Annotated in this window: 23 protein-coding genes; 14 read left to right on the top strand and 9 right to left on the bottom strand. The window is 65.2% G+C overall.

Going from position 1 to position 18,832, the window contains the following annotated elements:
- Positions 1-43: 43 nt before the first annotated feature.
- The 6 genes from M2332_RS07000 (at position 44) to M2332_RS07025 (ending at position 6,869) form a co-directional block, all read left to right on the top strand.
- A complete protein-coding gene (locus tag M2332_RS07000; protein ID WP_264573483.1) occupies positions 44-1,033 on the top strand; it encodes an MBL fold metallo-hydrolase in 990 nt (329 codons plus the stop codon).
- Positions 1,005-2,315, top strand: a complete 1,311-nt coding sequence (locus M2332_RS07005; protein WP_264573484.1) for a fumarylacetoacetate hydrolase family protein — start codon at positions 1,005-1,007, stop codon at positions 2,313-2,315. Before M2332_RS07000 ends, M2332_RS07005 begins: the two co-directional genes overlap by 29 nt.
- Complete coding sequence (locus M2332_RS07010) at positions 2,312-3,367, top strand: amidohydrolase family protein (RefSeq protein ID WP_264573485.1); 1,056 nt, start codon at positions 2,312-2,314, stop codon at positions 3,365-3,367. Before M2332_RS07005 ends, M2332_RS07010 begins: the two co-directional genes overlap by 4 nt.
- 82 nt (positions 3,368-3,449) lie before the next feature.
- Complete coding sequence (locus M2332_RS07015) at positions 3,450-4,739, top strand: spinster family MFS transporter (protein ID WP_264573486.1); 1,290 nt, start codon at positions 3,450-3,452, stop codon at positions 4,737-4,739.
- Positions 4,736-5,926 carry an MFS transporter gene (locus M2332_RS07020; protein ID WP_264573487.1) on the top strand — a complete coding sequence of 397 codons (1,191 nt, stop codon included), beginning with the start codon at positions 4,736-4,738 and terminating at the stop codon, positions 5,924-5,926. Before M2332_RS07015 ends, M2332_RS07020 begins: the two co-directional genes overlap by 4 nt.
- A 127-nt stretch (positions 5,927-6,053) precedes the next feature.
- Positions 6,054-6,869 carry a MipA/OmpV family protein gene (locus tag M2332_RS07025; protein WP_264573488.1) on the top strand — a complete coding sequence of 272 codons (816 nt, stop codon included), beginning with the start codon at positions 6,054-6,056 and terminating at the stop codon, positions 6,867-6,869.
- A gap of 17 nt (positions 6,870-6,886) precedes the next feature.
- On the opposite strand, the gene M2332_RS07030 is transcribed toward M2332_RS07025, so the two are convergent.
- The 5 genes from M2332_RS07030 to purE form a co-directional block, all read right to left on the bottom strand.
- Positions 6,887-7,480 (bottom strand): GNAT family N-acetyltransferase, encoded by a 594-nt coding sequence (locus M2332_RS07030; protein WP_264573489.1) that lies wholly within the window; start codon positions 7,478-7,480, stop codon positions 6,887-6,889.
- 60 nt (positions 7,481-7,540) lie between these two features.
- Positions 7,541-8,467 (bottom strand): bifunctional riboflavin kinase/FAD synthetase, encoded by a 927-nt coding sequence (locus M2332_RS07035; RefSeq protein WP_264573490.1) that lies wholly within the window; start codon positions 8,465-8,467, stop codon positions 7,541-7,543.
- 68 nt (positions 8,468-8,535) lie between these two features.
- Positions 8,536-9,033: a dihydrofolate reductase gene (locus tag M2332_RS07040; RefSeq protein ID WP_264574916.1), complete on the bottom strand. Its 498-nt coding sequence runs from the start codon at positions 9,031-9,033 to the stop codon at positions 8,536-8,538.
- A 2-nt stretch (positions 9,034-9,035) separates the two neighbouring features.
- On the bottom strand, positions 9,036-10,124 hold the full coding sequence (locus tag M2332_RS07045; RefSeq protein ID WP_264573491.1) for a 5-(carboxyamino)imidazole ribonucleotide synthase: 1,089 nt from the start codon (positions 10,122-10,124) through the stop codon (positions 9,036-9,038).
- 8 nt (positions 10,125-10,132) lie between these two features.
- On the bottom strand, positions 10,133-10,609 hold the full coding sequence (gene purE / locus M2332_RS07050) for a 5-(carboxyamino)imidazole ribonucleotide mutase (protein ID WP_264573492.1): 477 nt from the start codon (positions 10,607-10,609) through the stop codon (positions 10,133-10,135).
- Between the two features lie 225 nt (positions 10,610-10,834).
- Here purE and M2332_RS07055 point away from each other — a divergent pair, with 225 nt between their 5' ends.
- Together M2332_RS07055 and M2332_RS07060 are read left to right on the top strand one after the other, a co-directional pair.
- Positions 10,835-11,455, top strand: a complete 621-nt coding sequence (locus M2332_RS07055; protein ID WP_264571176.1) for a GGDEF domain-containing protein — start codon at positions 10,835-10,837, stop codon at positions 11,453-11,455.
- 10 nt (positions 11,456-11,465) lie between these two features.
- The gene (locus tag M2332_RS07060; RefSeq protein WP_264573493.1) at positions 11,466-11,744 is read left to right on the top strand and encodes a GNAT family N-acetyltransferase; all 279 of its coding nucleotides are present in this window, start codon (positions 11,466-11,468) and stop codon (positions 11,742-11,744) included.
- Positions 11,745-11,766: 22 nt separating this feature from the next.
- Here M2332_RS07060 and M2332_RS07065 read toward each other — a convergent pair whose 3' ends face one another.
- Positions 11,767-12,813, bottom strand: a complete 1,047-nt coding sequence (locus M2332_RS07065; protein WP_264573494.1) for an aromatic ring-hydroxylating dioxygenase subunit alpha — start codon at positions 12,811-12,813, stop codon at positions 11,767-11,769.
- Between the two features lie 75 nt (positions 12,814-12,888).
- Between M2332_RS07065 and M2332_RS07070 the strand changes: the two genes are divergently transcribed.
- Positions 12,889-13,431 (top strand): TetR family transcriptional regulator, encoded by a 543-nt coding sequence (locus M2332_RS07070; protein WP_264573495.1) that lies wholly within the window; start codon positions 12,889-12,891, stop codon positions 13,429-13,431.
- Positions 13,432-13,513: 82 nt separating this feature from the next.
- Here the strand turns inward: M2332_RS07070 and ykgO are convergent, their stop codons facing one another.
- Entirely contained in the window at positions 13,514-13,639 is a 126-nt protein-coding gene (gene ykgO, locus M2332_RS07075; RefSeq protein WP_008069451.1) for a type B 50S ribosomal protein L36, read from the bottom strand.
- A 228-nt stretch (positions 13,640-13,867) separates the two neighbouring features.
- Between ykgO and M2332_RS07080 the strand changes: the two genes are divergently transcribed.
- Positions 13,868-14,545, top strand: coding sequence for a hypothetical protein (locus tag M2332_RS07080; RefSeq protein WP_264573496.1), 678 nt, complete (start codon positions 13,868-13,870; stop codon positions 14,543-14,545).
- Positions 14,542-15,693, top strand: a complete 1,152-nt coding sequence (locus tag M2332_RS07085; RefSeq protein WP_264573497.1) for a M14-type cytosolic carboxypeptidase — start codon at positions 14,542-14,544, stop codon at positions 15,691-15,693. The genes M2332_RS07080 and M2332_RS07085 overlap by 4 nt, the downstream gene beginning before the upstream one ends.
- A 93-nt stretch (positions 15,694-15,786) precedes the next feature.
- Here M2332_RS07085 and M2332_RS07090 read toward each other — a convergent pair whose 3' ends face one another.
- Entirely contained in the window at positions 15,787-16,503 is a 717-nt protein-coding gene (locus tag M2332_RS07090; RefSeq protein ID WP_264573498.1) for a dienelactone hydrolase family protein, read from the bottom strand.
- An 81-nt stretch (positions 16,504-16,584) separates the two neighbouring features.
- On the opposite strand from M2332_RS07090, the gene M2332_RS07095 reads away from it, so the two are divergent.
- Both M2332_RS07095 and gpmA read left to right on the top strand, forming a co-directional pair.
- Positions 16,585-16,887, top strand: a complete 303-nt coding sequence (locus M2332_RS07095; protein WP_264573499.1) for a hypothetical protein — start codon at positions 16,585-16,587, stop codon at positions 16,885-16,887.
- A gap of 109 nt (positions 16,888-16,996) precedes the next feature.
- A complete protein-coding gene (gene gpmA / locus M2332_RS07100; protein WP_264573500.1) occupies positions 16,997-17,683 on the top strand; it encodes a 2,3-diphosphoglycerate-dependent phosphoglycerate mutase in 687 nt (228 codons plus the stop codon).
- Positions 17,684-17,698: 15 nt separating this feature from the next.
- On the opposite strand, the gene M2332_RS07105 is transcribed toward gpmA, so the two are convergent.
- Complete coding sequence (locus tag M2332_RS07105) at positions 17,699-18,274, bottom strand: FMN-dependent NADH-azoreductase (protein WP_264573501.1); 576 nt, start codon at positions 18,272-18,274, stop codon at positions 17,699-17,701.
- Between the two features lie 125 nt (positions 18,275-18,399).
- Between M2332_RS07105 and M2332_RS07110 the strand changes: the two genes are divergently transcribed.
- The gene (locus M2332_RS07110; protein ID WP_319801104.1) at positions 18,400-18,777 is read left to right on the top strand and encodes a helix-turn-helix domain-containing protein; all 378 of its coding nucleotides are present in this window, start codon (positions 18,400-18,402) and stop codon (positions 18,775-18,777) included.
- The last annotated feature ends 55 nt before the right edge of the window (positions 18,778-18,832 follow it).

Raw genomic sequence — 18,832 nt, forward strand, 5'->3', positions numbered from 1 at the left:
CGCGCAATCGCTAAGCTTTGACGGATATCGACAGGAGAGACGGATGGCCAACTGGCCTTTCACCCAAGGCATTCATGACATCGGCAATGGCCTCTATGGCTATGTTCAGCCGGACGGCACATGGGGCTGGTCCAATGCGGGCCTGATCGCCAGCGACGGCGAGACACTGCTGGTCGATACGCTGATGAGCGTGCCGCTGACGCGCGAGATGCTGGAACGGTTTAAGGCCAAGGTGCCGGAAGCCGCGAAGATCGAGCGGCTGGTCAACACCCATGCCAACCCCGACCATTTCTTCGGCAACGGGCTGGTGGCGGATGCGGAGATCATCGGCACCAACGAAGCCAAGAAGGAAATGGCCGGCTTCAACCCGAAGATGCTCGCCAACCTCAAGAACGTCTATACCGAGATGGGCGATACGGGCGCGTTTCTTTATGAAACCATGGGTCGCAAGTTCGATTTCTCCGGCGTGGATGAGCTGACGCTGCCAAACCGCACCTTCGATGGGCGGCTCGATCTCAACGTCGGCTCCAAGGCGGTCTCGCTGATCGACCTCGGCCCGGCACACACGGATTCCGACACGATCGTGTGGGTGCCGGCGGATCGTGTGGTGTTCACCGGCGACCTGCTGTTCAACGAGGGGCATCCGATCATGTGGGCCGGTCCGGTCGAGAACTGGATCGCCGCCTGCCAATATATCGTCGATCTCGATCCGCAGGTGGTGGTGCCCGGCCATGGCCCGATCACGGACACGACGGCCGTCCGCAACATGCAGGCTTATTTCGAATATGTCCGCGATGAATCGCGCAAGCGGTTCGAGGCTGGCCTTTCCTATGAGGATGCCGCGCGCGACATCAACATGCAGGAGTTCCGCGGCTGGAGCGACCCCGAGCGGATCGTCGCCAACGTCTTCTCGCTCTACAAGCAATGGGGGGCGCAGTTCACGCCGGAGCAGCAGCGCGATCTGTTCGGCGCGATGGGCCGCTACCATCATGAAATGCAAAGCCATGCAGAAGGGTGCGACCATGCCCATTGAGATCAACGCGACGCACGACCCGCAGCGTAAAAGCTGGGTCGAAAGCGCAAACGCGGCTCACAGCGATTTCCCGATCCAGAATTTGCCCTTTGGCCTGTTCCGTCACCGGGGGGTGGCGCGCGGCGGTGTGGCGCTGGGTGCGTACATCATCGATGTACCCCAGCTCCACGCCGCCGCCCTGCTGGATGGCGACGCGGCAGAGGCTGCGGCGGCCATGGCCGGCCCATCGCTCGCGCCCCTGTTGGCCGCCAGCCCGGCATCAGTCAGCGCCCTGCGCGCCCGCCTCTCCGACCTGTTCCGCGCCGATGGGCCGGGCGACCGGCAGCAACTCCAGACCATGCTGGTGCCGATGGCCGAGGCGGAGCTGCTGATGCCGCTCAAGCCCACGGCCTTCACGGATTTCTGCACATCCTACGATCATATCGCGCGGATGGCGCAGAAGGCGCCGCCGCTGGCTGCGCTCTCGCTGCCGGTTGCCTATAACGGACGCGCCAGCTCCGTGCGCGAAGATGGCACGCCGGTCGTCCGGCCGCGGGGCCAGTTTGAAGCCCCGCCCGGCAGCAGCAATGTCCAGTTCGCGCCGGAGCCGATGCTCGACTTCGAGCTGGAGTTCGGCGTGTGGCTGCGCGGCGGCAATCCGCTCGGGCAGCGCATTAGTGTGGCGCAGGCGGAAGACCTCATATTCGGCTGCTGTCTCGTCAATGACTGGTCGGCGCGCGGCATCCAGTTCTTCGAATCCATTCTGGGGCCGCATCTGGGCAAGAGCTTCCTCACCACGATCAGCCCGTGGATCGTGACGATGGAAGCGCTCGCGCCCTTCCGCGTGGCCGCGCGCGGTCGGCCGGGCGACGAGCCGGCGGTCGCCGCCCATCTGCTCGATGCGCAGGATCGCGCGGCAGGCGGCATCAACATCGAACTCACCGCCGACTTCGCCAATGCGGCAGGATCGAGCGCCCGCATCGTGCGCAGCAATCTCGCCGAACTCTATTGGACGCTGGCACAGATGGTCGCGCATCAGGCCTCCAACGGGGCACCGCTGGAAGCGGGCGACCTGATCGCGACCGGCACCGTTTCGGGCGCCGCCCAGGAAGCACGCGGCTGCCTCGCCGAGATCGTGCTGCGCGATGGCGAGACCATCGAGCTGCCAGACGGCACAACCCGCCGCTGGCTGGAGGATGGCGACACCCTCACCCTCAAGGGCCGCGCGATGGCGGAAGGCTATGTGCCCATCGGCTTCGGCCCGTGCAGCGGCACCATTCATCCCGCAGGAGCAAACGCATGACCATCACCACCTGTGGCGACCGCCAGCCGATCAAGGTCGCCGCGCGCGGCAAGCATCTGGTGGTGGACATCCATTGCCACCTCGGCATTCCCTCTGCCGACGCCATCGTGCAGGCCCGCCACCCCGGCCCGCCGCCCGGCATCAACGATTTCACCAGTGCGAAAACGAGTGAGGTCAACCGCGCCCAGTTCGCGACGATGGGCCGCACGCTCAATACGCTCGACCAGCGGCTGGCCGATATGGACCGGCTCGGAATCGACGTGCAGGCAATCAGCCCCAGCCCCGGCCAATATTTCTATTATGCCGATGCCGATGTCGCACGGGAAGCGGCGCGCACCGTCAACGACGGCATGGCGGCCGCGGTCGCACAGCACCCTGACAGGCTGGTCGGCATGGGCACGGTGCCGCTGCAGGATGTCGGCCTTGCCGTCGAGGAAATGCGCCGCTGCGTGCGCGAGCTCGATCTGCGCGGCATCGAGATCAGCTCCAACGTCAATGGCCGCGATTTCCATGCCGAGGAGTTTCGGCCGTTCTTCGCGGCCGCCGAGGAGCTGGGCATCCTGCTCTTCATCCACCCGCTGGGCTTCACCCATGCCAACCGGATGAGCGAATATTATTTCAACAACCTCATCGGCAATCCGCTCGAATCGACGCTGGCCATTGGCCATCTGATCTTCGGCGGCGTGCTGGATCGCTACCCCGGCCTGCGCATCTGCGTGGCCCATGGCGGCGGCTACATCCCCGGCTATTGGGGCCGGATGGACCATGGCTGGCGCGCGCGCGGCGATTGCAGCGAGCATTGCCAGCACGAGCCATCCAGCTATCTGCGCAAGCTGTGGCTCGATACGCTGGTGTTCGATCAGGACCAGCTCGACAGCCTCGTGCGCACCCATGGCGCCGACAAGCTGTGCCTGGGCACCGACTATCCCTTCGACATGTCTGAGCCCGATCCGCTGGGCTTCCATGCCCGCCTGAGCGACGAGGAGCAGCGCAAGATCCTCGGCCTCAACGCCGCTGAACTGCTGGGACTGGAGACTGCCGACAAGAGCTGACCCAGCCACATACGACCACCACCAAGGCCGCCGCACGAAGCAGACCTCCCATAAGAGGCAGGGCCGATCAGGAGAGAAGACGGTGACGAAGACGCAGCACGGCGGGGCCTGGTTGCCCGGCTATACTCTGTTCCTGCTCTTCGTGAGCAATGTGTTCAACTATGCCGACCGGGCGCTGCTCGGCATCGTCGTCGATCCGGTGAAGGCCGATCTGCAGTTGAGCGACACGGCAATGAGCCTTGTGTCCGGCACGGCCTTCGTGCTGTTCAACCTGATCGTGGGCATCTTCATCGCCCGCTGGGTGGACCATGGCAATCGCAAGAAAATCTTGCTGCTCGGCGTCGCCATCTGGTCCGGCGCCACGGCGCTGACCGGCCTTGCCGAAGGCTTTGTGTCGCTTGCGCTCACCCGGGTTCTGGTCGGTGTCGGCGAGGCGACGGCCTTTCCGGTCGCCATCTCCGTCATTGCCGACCTGTATCCCAAGGATCGGCGGCCGCGTGCGCTGGGCATCTATCAGTCGAGCGCCTTTGTGGGCATCGTCGGCGGGTCGATCGCGGCGGGGATATTGGCCGCGATATTCGGCTGGCGGACGATGTTCTTCATCTGCGGCGGCGCGGGCCTCGCCTTCGTGCTGCTGCTCGCGCTGACCATGAAGGAGCCGCAACGTGGCATGCATGACGAGCCAGACGCGGCCGATAACGGGATGCGAAACCTCCCCCAATCCATCCGCTTCCTGCTCGACGTGCCGGGCTTCCGCATGCTTGCCGTCGGCATGGGGATCTCGGCGATGGGCGCGGGCGTGCTGCCGGTGTGGGCGCCGGCGTTCCTGCTGCGCAGCCATGGCGTCAGCCTTGCCGAAGTGGGCGCCCTGATCGCGCCCTCGGTCGGCCTGGGCGGCATCGCTGGCGCCATTGCATCCGGTTTCATGGCCAGCTACTTCACCAAGAAGCACGGGCGGGAGATCGACAGCCTCATGGTGCCCCTGATTGCGCTGCCCCTGTCCATCCCCTTCTTCATCGCCTTCTGCTTCGCGCCGTCGCTGGGCCTCACGCTGGGCGCGGCGGCGATCATGAACTTCCTGCTCTCCAGCGGCATCACCCCCTGCTTCTCCGCAGCCATGGGACTGGCCACGCCGCAGACCCGCGCGGTTGCATCGATGTTGTTGCTCGCTTCGTCGGGCATCATCGGCTCGGCGCTGGCGCCGCTCATGGTCGGTGCGGCCAGTGATGCGCTGACGCCGCAGTTCGGCACCGAATCGCTGCGCTATGCCATGTCTGCCGTGACGGTGGCTCCGCTGCTGGGCTGCGTCTTCCTCTGGCTCGCTTATCGCCGCGCCCGCGCGACGGCCATGGCTGAGACCGCCACCGCGTGAGCACGCCAGCATCCCCGTCCGAGTTCCGCCATGGCTGGCCGGTGGTCCTCGCCGCCGCTTGCGGCTCGGGACTGGGGATTGCCGGATTGCTGACCTACTCGGCGGGCATCTTCGCGAAAGATCTCGAGAGCGCGATCGGCCTCAGCCGCACGACGCTGGGCGCAGCCTTCTTCCTGGCGACGGTGGCGCTGGCCATCGCCCTGCCCATCGCCGGCTGGCTGATCGACCGCGTCGGCCCGCGCTGGCCTGCCGTCGCCGGCTCACTGGCGCTGAGCGGCGGATTCGCGCTGCTCGGGACCGTCGTCCATTCGGTCGCCGGCTATATGAGCGTGATGGCAGGTATAGGCCTCCTGGCCGCCTGTTCGTCGCCCGTAGCCTACACACGCGCCGTCAATGCCGTCTTCGACCGCGCACGCGGACTGGCGCTCGGCCTGACGCAGGTGGGCATCGGCATTTCCGCCGCCGTCGTGCCGCCTGTTCTGGCCATCATTGTGGCAGAACGGGGTTGGCAGGCCGGCTATCTGGCGCTCGCCGCCATTGCCGCGATGGGCGTCATCCCGGCGCTCAGCCTGCCCAACCTCCGCAGCCCCCGGACGCCCGATAGCGCAGGCGGCATGGCCCGCGCCCAGATGCGCTCGCCCCTCTACCTGCTGGTGCTGGCATCCTTCGGCATGATGGCGCTCTCCTTTGCCGGCTTGCTGCCCCATTTCGTCCCGATGCTGCGGGAATCCGGCCTGGATGCCCGCTCCGCGGGATCGCTGGCGGGGCTCATCGGCGGCTCCGTGATCGTCAGCCGGATCGTTGTCGGCTGGCTGGCAGATCGGGTGCCTGCGCCACGCATTGCGGCGGCCTGCTGCGCCTTGTGCGCGCTGGGGTGCATCGCGCTGGCGACCGGCGGCGCAACGCTCGCCTGGGTCGGCGCCATCGCGCTTGGCACGGCCATGGGCGCGGAAGCCGACCTCATCGGCTATCTGACCGCCCGCTACTTCGGCATCACCCATTATGGTGCGCTGTACGCCGTGCAATATGCCAGCTTCATGCTGATGGCCGGGCTTGGCCCGCTCTGGGTCGGGGCACTGGCGGATGCCACTGGCGGATATAATGCCCCGCTCTGGGTGGCCGCTGCCGGCCTTGGCGTTTCCATCTTGCTGTTCCTGCGCTTGCACAACCCACAGACGAGCCGCTAGATCCAGCGACAAGGCAAGTCGCAACCAAACGACCGCCGCGACCATTCACCCGAGGTCGAAACGGCTTTGATCCGGCGCATGGCCGGGCCAGACTGACCGTCACCCCAAAACCGGAGGCCTGCGCCTGATGCCTTTCTGCCCGCCATCTGCTCCCTTCGCCCGTCCTGTCGTACTGGCGCTGACGCTCGGCCTCACGCTCGGTGCCTTCGCGTCGACCGCCTCCGCAAAGGAGAAGGAACCGCGCCGCGTGCGCATCGCCATCGGGCCGGAAATCCAGCCCAGCTTTCCCGGTGCGGACAGCCTGTCCGTCCGGCCTTTTCTGGAAGGCGACATCGCACGCGGCGATGAACCTTTCGAGTTCGAAGCGCCGGACGAGAGCTTCGGCATCCCGGTCGTGAGTGTCGGCGGTTTTGAGGTCGGCCCATCCATGGCCGTGGAAGGCAAGCGAAAGGCGGACGAGGTTCCCGGCTTCGTCAAGGTCAACCGCTCGCTGGAGCTCGGCGGGTTCGTGCAGATGTTTCTCGCCCCTTCCTTCCGCCTGCGCGCCGATCTGCGCCAGGGCGTGACCGGCCATGAGGCGCTGGTCGGATCGGTCAGTGCCGACTGGATCATGCGCGATGGGGACCGTTGGCTGGTGTCGGTCGGCCCGCGCGTGACGCTCGGCAGCGGCAAGCACCAGCGCACATGGTTCGGCGTGTCGCCCGCGCAAGCCGCCGCCTCGCACTTGCCGGTGTTCGAGGCGAATGGCGGCGTTCAGTCCGTCGGTGCCGCTGCCGGCCTGATCCGCCAGCTCGATGCCCGCTGGAGCCTCCATGGCTATGCCCGTTACGACCGGCTAGTCGGCGATGCCGCCGATTCGCCGGTCGTGCGGGCCTATGGCGCGCGCGACCAGTTTTCCGGCGGACTGGCGCTGGGCTACACCTTCTGGTGGGGCAAACGCTAAGCCGCGCGGGGCACCTATCACCCCTCCAGCCGCGCGTAGGCCGGCGACCGGGTCAAAGCCTCCCAGCGCGTGCACCATTGGCGCACCGGCTTGGCATCCGGCCAGAAGGGCGTCCAGATCTCACCCGGCTCGGCGCCCAGGGCGCGCGCGACCTTCTGGCTCGGCACATTGTCATCGGCGATCATGTGCAGCGTCTCACTCTGGCCAAGGGCCTCGTGCGACCAGCGGAAGGCGGCGGCTGCCGCCTCCGCTGCATAGCCCTTGCCCTGTGCGGACGGAAAGATGCACCAGCCGATCTCGAACGCCGGCCAACCGGGCGGGTTCATCGGCCCGACATGGCCGATGAATGCCCCGCTCGCTTTCTCTTCCACCGCGAAATTGCCATAGCCGCGCGCGACCCAATGGCCGGCGAGACTGCAGAAGCGTTGCCAGCTTTCGCCATAGCTAAGGCCGCGCCCTTCCTTGGTGATGAACCGCGCGAAGTCATCGTCCGCCATGGCCGCGCACAAGGGCTCGGCATCGGCAGCACGAAACGCCCGCAGGATCAGCCTGGGCGTTTCGATAGTCGGTGCGCGATCGATGGTTGGGGCAGTGCCGTTCTGTTGGGTCATCCGTGGCCTCTCCTTGTCAGCGCAAGTCTTGCTGGAGACCTGCGCGGTGACAAGGCATGATTAGGCCCCGAGGATGATCCGCGCCCGCACGACATCGGCGCTCATCTGCTCGACCAGTGCATCCAGGCTGTCGAACTTGCGCTCGCCGCGCAGCCGTTCGATGAGGGCGATCTCCAGCGTCTGGCCGTAGAGGCTGCCGGAGAAATCGAACAAATAGGTCTCCAGCAGCTCGCGCGGCGGCACGAAGGTCGGGCGGATGCCAAGATTGGCCGCGCCGCAGACGATTCGCCCATCGGGCAACCGCGCGCGCACGGCATAGATGCCGTAAGCCGGGCGCAGATAATGGCCCATCTCCATATTGGCGGTCGGGAAGCCGATGGTCCGGCCGCGCTTGTCCCCATCGATGACTTCGCCGGCAATCGCGAAAGGACGCGTGAGGAGGCCCGTCGCCGTGGCGCAGTCACCGGCCAGCAAGGCCTCGCGCACGCGGCTGGAGGAGATGATCTCGCCCTGCTCGTCGCGCACCGGCGCCACGGCCTCGGCCGCCAGGCCATGCACCGCGCCAAGCGTGCGCAAGGCGGTGACGTTGCCCGAGCGCCCGCGCCCGAAGGTGAAGTCCTCGCCGGTCACCACCCCCGCCGCGCCAAGTTCCGTCGCCAGCATGGCCACGAAGTCCTCCGCGCTGTGCGAGGCCAGCTCAGCCGTGAAGTGGAAGACCAGCATGGCATCCGCGCCCGCCTCGCCGAACAGGCGCTCGCGCTGATCGAGCGTGGTCAGGCGGAAGAAGGGCGCATCCGGCCGGAAGAGGCGCATGGGATGCGGATCGAAGGTCGCGACAATGGCCGGACGGCCCTGCGCACGGGCCAGTTCCACGGCGCGGCCGACCACGGCCTGATGGCCCCGGTGAAAACCGTCGAAATTGCCGAGGGCAATGATGGCACCGCGCAAATGTGCCGGTATCGGCTGATCGCTGCTGATCCGTTCCATGGCGGGCGCCTATAGGCGGAGCGACGCGCGGGCGCCAGCCCCGATGGCGGCTCGCATGCGCACCGCGATCAGGCTCCGCGCCGCAGAAATGTGCGGTAGCTGAAGGCGGCGACTGCGCCCTCCGCCGGGTGATCCTCGCGCATCGTCTCATCCCACCGGGCGGGATCGGGCGCATCGATGCGCGCGTCGCCGGGCGGCGAGAGATGTACTTGCGTGATCTCCAGCCGGTCGGCCAGCGGTTCGAACAGCCGATAAACTTCCGCACCGCCAATCACCGACAGCACCGGCGCCTGCGCGGCGGCAAGGGCTTCATCGACGCTGTGGACCACCTCTGCGCCTTCCGCCTGCCAGGCACGGTCGCGGGTCAGCACGATGTGGCGACGGCCCGGCAGCAGCCCGGGCAGGCTGTCGAAGGTCTTGCGGCCCATCAGCATTGGCGTGCCCATGGTCATGGCCTTGAAGCGCTTGAGATCGCCGGGAATCCGCCAGGGAATGTCGCCCTCGCTGCCAATCACGCCATTGTCGGCGCGCGCGAGCAGCAGCACGATTTCTGGACGCGCGTCCATCGTCATGCCGCGCTATCGCTTGTGTGCACGCGCGTCACATGGCCCATCTTGCGGCCGGGGCGTGCTTCGTTCTTGCCATAGAGATGGAGATGCGCGGTCTCGTCGGCCAGAATCGCTTCCCACTCTTTGGCCTCGTCCCCGATCAGATTCTGCATGGAGACGGCCGGCGCGGCGAGCGCCGTCGATCCGAGCGGCAGGCCGCAGACGGCGCGGACATGGTTCTCGAACTGGCTGGTGACAGCGCCCTCAATGGTCCAGTGCCCGCTATTGTGGACGCGCGGCGCCATCTCGTTGAAGATCGGCCCGGCGGCCCCGGCAAAGAACTCCAGCGTAAGCACGCCAACATATTCCAGAGCCTGAGCGACTCGCGCAGCAATCGCCCGCGCTTCGGGCACCTGCGCGAGCACGACCGCCGGAGCCGGCAGCGTGGATGTCGCGAGAATGCCGTCGACATGCACATTATGCGGCGAATCCCAGAAGCGCACGTTGCCATCCTGTCCGCGCACGAGCACCACCGAAAACTCGTGGTCGAAGGTGACGAACCCTTCCAGGACAGCCGGATTGCAGCCGATCGCGTTCCAGGCGCTATCCAGAGTCTCGGGCGCCGCATCCATCAGCCGGACCTGGCCCTTTCCGTCATAGCCAAAGCGCGTTGTCTTGAGGATGGCCGGCGCGCCGATCCGCGCGATTGCATCCTGCAGTACCGCGCCGCTGGAGACGGGCGCATAGGGAGCCGTCCGTCCGCCAAGGCCGGCGACGAAGCTCTTTTCCAGCAACCTGTCCTGCGCGACCGCCAGTGCGCGGGCATTGGGCCGGACGTGCCCGAGCTTAGCGAGCAAGGCGACAGCGTTGCTCGGCACATTCTCGAATTCATAGGTGATGATATCGACCGCGTCTGCAAAGGCCGTGAGCGCGGCGTCGTCCTCATAGGGCGCCTGCGTCCACGCACTTGCAATGTCTGACGCGGGGCCGCTCTCCTCTGGCGCGAAAATATGGACCCGATAGCCAAGCTGGATCGCGGCCATGCCGATCATCCGGCCAAGCTGGCCGCCGCCGACGATGCCGATGGTCGACCCCGGCGCAATCGTCATGGGGGAGGTCATTGCGGGCTGCCCGCCACCGAATCCGTTTGCGCCGCGCGCCATGCATCCAGTCGATCCGCAAGCGCCGCGTCGCTGTTCGCCAATATTGCAGCTGCGAGCAGACCGGCGTTCTTGGCGCCGGCCTTGCCGATGGCCAGCGTCCCGACCGGAATGCCGCCCGGCATCTGCACGATCGAAAGCAGGCTATCGAGGCCGGAGAGGGTTGCCGATTGCACCGGAACACCAAGCACCGGCACGCGAGTCATGGCCGCGACCATGCCGGGCAAATGCGCCGCTCCGCCGGCTCCGGCGATAATGACGTGCAGACCTCGGCCTGCTGCCGTCTTGGCATAATCGACGAGTCGATCCGGTGTGCGGTGAGCCGAAACAATCCGCGTTTCGCATTCAATTTCAAGGTCTTGCAGAATATCGACGGCATGGCGCATCGTGTCCCAGTCGGACTGCGAGCCCATGATCACACCGATTTTCGCCATTCTTCGCCGCCCCGTCCTCATGCTGCCTGGCGTCAACGGGAACGCCGGCCGGAAACTTCTCTTTAAGTCTCAGCCCATAGACACCAGCGCCATGGCGCACAACCGGTCAAAACGCTCTGATCATACGGCGGAACGCGGGTTCCGCAGTGCACAAAGGCAAAGCTTGGAACTATACCCAGTTCACAGGGTTACATGCTGCGGTCGCGCACAGGAGATAGAGCTTTGATGGAAGCCACTGCGCGGACGGTCGCACTCGATCTTCCCGCACCTGACATTTCAGCGCTTGAGCAGGAGTTGGATATACTCCGCCGGGAGCTGTCCCTTCTTAAAACCGCCAACAAGGAACTTGAACGACTCGTCATTCGCGATACGCTCACCCCGCTCTACAATCGGCGGCATTTCATGAACTGCCTTCGGGATCGGCTGGACCGGCTCGAACGGCATGAAGGCAAATGCGCACTGGTGTTCATCGATGTGAACTCGATGAAGCGGATCAACGATCGCTTTGGCCATGGCGCCGGCGATGCCGCTCTGGTGCATATGGCGCGCCTTCTCGCGAATGGGCTGCGGTCTACAGACGTCGCGGCCCGCATGGGCGGTGATGAGTTCGCGTTGTTGCTGGACGATCTTGACCCTGAGGCCGTGGAGGAAACCACCCGGCGGCTCCAGCGCATGATCGCGGAATCGGCCTGCTTGCACGAAGGCGTGCTGCTGCCGCTGTCTATTTCCGTCGGCTGGACGGCCCTCGAACAAGGTGACACGGAATTTTCCGCCCTTACTCGCGCGGATATGGCGATGTATGCTGCCAAAAGACCCGGCAGCACCTTTGCCGAGGCAGCAGAATAAGGAGCAGGTCATGGCCCACGCGGTTCAGGACAATGCCGAGCGCAATCGATACGAGATCATAGTGGACGGCGAGATCGCTTTCGCTACCTATGAGCGCGATGGCGACACGCTGGCGATCACGCACACCTTCACCCCACCGGCTTTGCGGGGGAAGGGCGTCGCGGCCGATCTGGTCGCCGGGCTGCTCGACGATGCGCGCGCACGCGGCCTCAAGATCCGGCCGGTGTGCAGCTACGTCGTCACCTATTTCGAGCGCCACCCCGATCAGCGCGACCTGCTGGCCGCCTGACGCGCGGGCCGTCCGCTCACGGTCAGGCCCCCTCTAGCTCGGCCTTCTCGCGGTCCATCATCGCCTGGAGGATACGCCGCCCCTGCACCGCCGTTCCGTCGCTTTTGAGCATCAGCTCGGGCGGGAGGACGTCCAGCGTGGAAATGATCTTCTCGATTTCCTCGGTCGCGAACTTGTCCTCATCCAGCACCGGCTCGAGACGCCGGCGGGCGTCGTCCACCCGCGCCTGTGACGGCGCGCTCATCGCAAAGAAGTAGTTGCAGCTGGTCTTCTTCGCCGGGGTGACGGCATGCCAGACCCGGCTGGTGTGGAGCACCTCGCCGGCCTTCTCATGACCCTGCGGATAGCGGGATTCCCCAATCCCTGCGTGAAAGCCGGGGAAGAAGAAATCCATGCCGGAGATACGATCGACCAGCCCGTCGTGCACGCTGCGGTCATGATAAGGCGGCATCGGCGTATCGCGCATGATCCGCCGGCTCGACAGGCGGCGATCATTGAGGTCGCGTACTTCGGGCGTCGCGGCATCATCGGGCGTGCCGATCGACGTGGCATGGAGATAGCCGAGATGGCTCAGGTCCAGCAGATTATCGTTGAGCAGTTGATAGCGCCCATCCACATGCATGGAATAAAAGGCATCCGGGATCATGCCGGGAATGTTGAAGCCGATCTCGTCCAGCGTCGGGATGAGCGACTCGTCCGCCTTGTCGGGATCGCCTGGCCAGATCCACGCCCATAGCCCGCGCTCGACCAGTGGGTGGCTCTTGATCCGGTAGACACCGGGAATGGTGCTCTGGCTCGGCACCATCGTGCAGGCCCCAGATGAATCGAAGGTGATGCCGTGATAGCCGCATTGGATCGCATCGCCGACGCGCTTGCTCGCGCCCAGGGGATAATGCCGGTGCGGACAGCGCCCCTCCACCGCCACGGCCGTGCCATCTTCCTTGCGGTACAGAACAACCGGCTCGTTCAGAATCCACCGGCTGAGCAAATCCTCGCCGATTTCGCGCACAAATGCGGCGACGTACCAGCCGTTGCGCGGCGCGTAGCTGCCAGGGGTGAAAGGATACATGGGGCCCGCTCCTAATCGAACATCGTTCGTTTAGCGATTGATGCTTTTTCACCGGCAAACTGTCAAGGGAGCAGCATGTCATTCGCGAAGCTGGATCAGGACGGGATCGTCGAGGAAGCCATTGCGCTGCTGAAGGAAGAAGGGCTGGCGGCGGTCAGCCTGCGGAAGATCGCCACCCGGCTCAGCGTCAGCGTCTCATCGCTTTACTGGCATGTGGAGGACAAGCAGGCCCTCCACGCACTCATGTCCATCTCCATTTTCAAGGCCTGCCTTGACTCGGTGCCGCCGGCAGAAAGCTGGTGGGCATGGCTGCATGATTTCGGCATCGCCTTATGGGACGCGCAGACATCCATACGCGATGCGCGTCAGCTCATTGCCGTCACCCGCGCGCAGCGGGGAGCTGGCAACCATCTGATCGGCCAGATCGTGAAGGAGTTGACCGCGCTCGGCCTGAGCGCGGAGATGGCCGCCGTCGCACAGCGGTCCGTCCAGGCGCTCGTCACGGGCTGGACGACGCTTCGCGCGGTTCAGGTCGAGGCGGACCGGGACAGCTTCATCCTGGCGCTGGATGTTCTCATCGACGGCTGGCGAACACGCGCAGCCACAGATCAGCCGTGACGGACACGCCAAAACGCCCGGCCAGCAACTGACCGGGCGCCTGATTGGCAGAGGCAGGGCGAAAGCGCCCCGCCGCGCGTCTTCAGCCCTGGCGGGCCTTGAAGCGACGCTGCGTCTTGTTGATGACGTAGGTGCGCCCACGACGGCGGATCACGCGGTTGTCCCGGTGACGGTCCTTGAGCGACTTGAGCGAGTTGCGGATCTTCATGATCGGGTCCAAATGATTCTTGGGTGACGGAAAATTCGAAGCCGCGCCTCTATGGGTCAGCCTCCGGAAAGTCAAGGCGGCGGTGCAAGTTTTGCGCAGCCCCGTCCCCTCATGTCGGCAACCGCTTTCCTGAACAATCGTTAAGCCATCATGCAGCATTTCCGGTGCAAACTCGACCGATGAGACGCCATTTCAGAGAGATGGCCAGATGATAAGGGATGCAAGGCCATGACGAGCAGTTTTCCCATGCCGCCGCTCCATGGGCGGGCGACTCCCAACATCGAGAGTCGTCGGCGATTCGCCTCACGCAAGGCCGGCGTCGCGGCCATTGTGCTCGGCGCGCTCGCCCTGGGTGGCTGCGCGACATCCACCGGGCCTGTCGACGTCACCCGATTTCATCAGCCGGACGTCGCCCGGCAGGGAAGCGTGCTCATCATGCCCGGCAATCCGGACGATAGCGCCAGCCTCGAATTCCGCACCGCCGCCAACGCCGTGAGCGCGGCGCTGGCGCGGACGGGCTTCTCTCCCCTCCAGCCCGGCGCATCCGGTGCAGGGGCAGCGCAATATGAGGCGGTTGTGGACATGGGGCGGGAAACGATCGCGCCCCTGCCCGCACGCTCCCCGGTGAGCGTCGGCGTGGGCGGATCGACCGGTTCTTATGGCAGCGGCGTCGGCCTTGGCATCGGCATCAATCTCTCCGGTAAACCCAAGCCGGTGATCGTGAACCGGATGCGCGTGCAGTTGCGCCGCGCGGGCGACAAGGTGGTTGTGTGGGAAGGTCGCGCTGAGACGCAGGCCAAGGAAGGCACGCCGGCCGCCCAGCCCGGCCTCGTGGTCGGTCGCCTTGCCGATGCGCTGTTCAAGGGCTTTCCCGGCACGTCCGGCGAGACTATCACGGTGCCATGACCGCACAGCAGACAGGCAGCACTCCGCCCCTTCGCATCAACAGCAGCTTCGATAGCGGCAACATCCGTGTCGAGGCGATCGACGGCACCACCGCGACTCTCTCCATCCACAAGGACCATGAGAGCGATTTCTTCCAGTGGTTCCACTTTCGCGCTGCCGCGCCGGCGGGCACGCGCCTGACCTTGCGCATCACCGGACTTGCGCAATCCGCTTACCCCGATGGCTGGCCCGGTTATGCTGCCTGCGTATCGGAAGATCGCGAGCGCTGGGGCCGTGCCGCCAGCCGCTACGATCCCGGCGTCGATGGCGGCACCCTCACCATCGACTACACGCTCGTCGGTGATGCCGCATGGTTCGCCTATTTCGCGCCTTACTCACAGGAGCGGCATCATGATCTCGTGGCGCAAGCGGCGGCCTGCGAAGGCGTATCGGTGCGCCAGCTGGGCGAGAGTCTGGACGGGCGCCCGATCGATTGCCTGGAATTGGGGAGCGGCGACAAGCCGGTCTGGCTGATTGCCCGCCAACATCCCGGCGAAACGATGGCGGAATGGTGGATGGAAGGCGCGCTCGACATGCTGACCGACCCCACCAACGCCCACGCCCTGCGTGCCGCCTGCCGCTTCTACATCGTGCCGAATATGAACCCGGATGGCGCCTTTCGCGGCCATCTGCGCACCAATGCCCGGGGTATCAATCTCAATCGCGAATGGCACGAGCCGCAGGCCGACCGCGCGCCGGAAGTGCTCTGCGTGCGCAATCGCATGGACCAGACCGGCGTCGCCTTCGCCATGGACGTGCATGGCGACGAGGCGATCCCCGCCGTCTTTCTCGCCGGGTTCGAGGGCATTCCCTCGATCAAGGACACGCAGCTCGCACTGTTCCGTCGCTATCGCGACACCCTGGCCATCCGCACGCCGGACTTCCAGACCCGCTTGGGCTATCCCGAGGCGCGGCCGGGCAAGGCCAATCTCTCCATGGCCACCGCCCAGATCGCCGAGCGCTACGGCGCGGTGGCGATGACGCTGGAAATGCCGTTCAAGGACAATGACGACCTGCCGGACACCGCCCAGGGCTGGAGCCCGGAGCGCTCCATGCAACTCGCGCGCGACTGCCTCGCCACGCTGGCGGAGATGGTCGGGGATATTTGAGGGCGGTCTGAAACTGTCCTTTAGCCCCTCCCCTGAAGGGGAGGGGCTTTTCTATACGCCGAGCCCTCGCTCGTCGGGCCGCTCTACTTCACTTCACCCCAGCTCATCGCCCAGAAAGGCCATCGCCGCGCGCCAGCTCCGGCGGTTGGTTTCCGGCTCGAAGCCGAAGCTGCGGTCCGCATTCAGCGGCACATCGTCCGCCGTGAAGGCGTGACCGGTGCGGCTGTAGGTGGTGAACTGGAAGTCCACGTCCGCCGCGGCCAGTTCCTTGCACAGCGCCAGCTTGGCCTCGGGCGGGCAGAGATTGTCGTTCCACCCGTCGCAAATCATCAGCTTGGCAGTGATCGGCGCATTGGCGAATGGCGGCGCGTCATAAACGCCATGGAAGGAAACGCCGACCTTGATGTCCGCCCCGGCACGCGCGAGATCGAGCACGCATTTGCCACCGGCGCAAAAGCCGATGGCGCCGATCCGACTGCCATCCACGCCCGGCAAGCCGCGCAGCTCCGCAAGGGCATCGAGCAGCCGGGTCTTCACCGCCTGCCGATCCGTCATGAAATCATGCAGCAGCTTGCCAGCGCTTTCCATATCCGTAGCGCGCTTGCCCTGCCCGTAATAGTCCACGACCAGCACCTTGTAGCCCTGTGCCGCCAGCGTCTCGGCCTTGGCGAAATCCCATTCCTTGGTGCCCATGAAGTTGGGGAACAGCAGCACACCTGGCTGATCGCCTGCATCCGCATCGCCGACGAACATCGATTCAAAGGGACCGCCGGGGCCTTCATGAAGGTGGACAGTGCGGGTGATCGCCATGGTTCCTGCTCCTTTGCTGCAATGGGATGATGCGCTCATCCATGGCGAATTGTGCTCGGGCGGACAAGGGCGCTTGCGGCAGTGATCCCGGTCGAAAAGACAGCCCGCGCCGGTGGTTTCTCAACATTTAACGCAGCCGATCGCTTTTGCCGGAACCAACCGGCCCCGGCGCAGTTTTCTGCCAGCAATATGGGAGTTTACGAGATGAAGACGTTGTGGGATCCGGGCTTTCTCCAGAGCCAGATCCAGCAATTCGAAGCGCAGGCCACAACGGCGATGCACCCGGATGAGAAAGCCGCCTATCAGAGCTATGTGCAGCATTATCAGACGATGCTGAAAGCGCTTCAAGCGCGTGGCCACGCCGCGACCCTCGAGCACGCCTGAAGCGTCTCTGCGCGTCTTCAAGACCCGCCCGAACGGATTGCGCTCACACCAAATCCCGCTATCAGGCCCGATAACGGTAAAACCGCCGAAGATCGGGAGATAAGACCTCATGCCCACCCTCGTCCTCATCCGCCATGGCCAGTCGGCCTGGAACCTGGAGAACCGCTTCACCGGCTGGTGGGATGTCGACGTGACCGAGAAAGGCGCTGCCGAAGCCAAGGCTGCCGGCGCGCTGATGCGGGACAAGGGCCTCGATTTCGACCAGTGCTTCACCTCGCTGCAGACCCGCGCGATCAAGACGCTCAATCTGGCGCTCGAGGAAATGCAGCGGCTCTGGCTGCCGGTGGAAAAGGACTGGCGGCTCAACGAGCGGCATTATGGTGGCCTGACGGGCCTCGACAAGGCCGAGACGGCAGCCAAGCATGGCGATGAGCAGGTGAAGATCTGGCGCCGCAGCTTCGACGTGCCGCCGCCGCCACTGGAGGCCGGCAGCGAATTCGACCTGAGCAAGGACCGGCGCTATGCCGGCATCGCCATCCCGGCGACGGAGAGCCTGAAGGATACCATCGCGCGCGTGCTGCCCTATTGGGAGGGCCGGATCGCTCCCGAGCTGAAGGCCGGCAAGCGCGTGCTCATTTCAGCGCATGGCAATTCGCTGCGCGCGCTGGTCAAGCACCTCTCGAACATCCCCGACGACGAGATTACGGGCCTCGAAATCCCGACCGGCCAGCCCATTGTCTATGAGCTGGCCGACGATCTTTCCGCAAAGGACCGTTATTATCTGTCGGAGCGGTAAGGGTTAGGCGGCCGGTCAGGCCGCCACCTTCACCTCAAGCTGATCGACGGCGGCGAGCGCCGCCTCGATGCCGGCAGCGCGATGCTCTGGACCGACGGCAGCGCCTTCTGCCACGATGAACTCGGGCACGATGCCGATGAAGCCGAAGACGGCGCGCAGATAGCTCTCCGCATGTTCGACAGCGGCGGCAGGCGTGCCCGCGCCGTAAAAGCCGCCGCGCGAGAGCGCGACGATCACGCGCTTGTCGCCTGCCAAGCCGATGGCATTGCCGCTTTCATCATAGCGGAAGGTCTTGCCGGCCACCGCGATATGATCGATCCACGCCTTGAGCTGGGTGGAAATGGTGAAATTGTACATCGGCGCGCCGATCACGACGGTGTCCGCGTCCAGGAATTCAGCCAGCACCGCCGCCGCCTCGTCCGTGCCGAAGCCGGGCAGCGTCAGGTGGGGCAGCGGCTGGGCGGCGAGATCGCGATAGCGCACGTCCGCGCCGGGCTGCTCCGCCTTGAGGCGCTCGAAAATGGCTGCCGAAATCTGGCGGGTGATGGAGTTTTCGCCCTGAATGCTGGAATCGATATGCAACACGGTCATGGTCGGCCCTTTCGTAAATTGCTCTTGAGAGACGGATCAGGAAGATCAGTTTCTGTTTGCAACCAGCTAGGGTGGACCTCTAGAACCAACAAGAACGCATTTTTTCGAGACCTAGTCACATGGATATGACCACCACCCGCCTCACCGTGACGTCGCACAAGGAGTGCATGCGGATCACGCAGACCCTCGCGCGATTCGGTGACAGATGGACGCTGCCGGTGGTTGCGGCTCTTGGTGACGGCACGATGCGCTTCAACCAGATCCGGCGGGAGGTGAGCAGTATCTCGCAGCAGATGCTGACCCGCACGCTGCGCGCACTGGAGCGGGACGGCATGGTCAACCGCACCGTCCATCCGACGACCCCGCCGCAGGTGGATTACGCCCTCACCCCGCTCGGCCATTCGCTGGCCCGCGAAGCGATCCGGCTCGGCAAATGGGCGCAGATGCATCGCGAAGAGATCGACGCGCATCGGGAGCGGTTCGATCGCCTGCAGGAAGGCTGACGCGGTTTAATCAGCATAGTGCTCCTGCGAAAGCAGGAGCCTAGGGCAGCAAGGC

Origin of the sequence: Sphingobium sp. B11D3A (genome assembly GCF_025961695.1) — a bacterium.
In the GTDB taxonomy this organism is placed as follows: Bacteria; Pseudomonadota; Alphaproteobacteria; order Sphingomonadales; family Sphingomonadaceae; genus Sphingobium.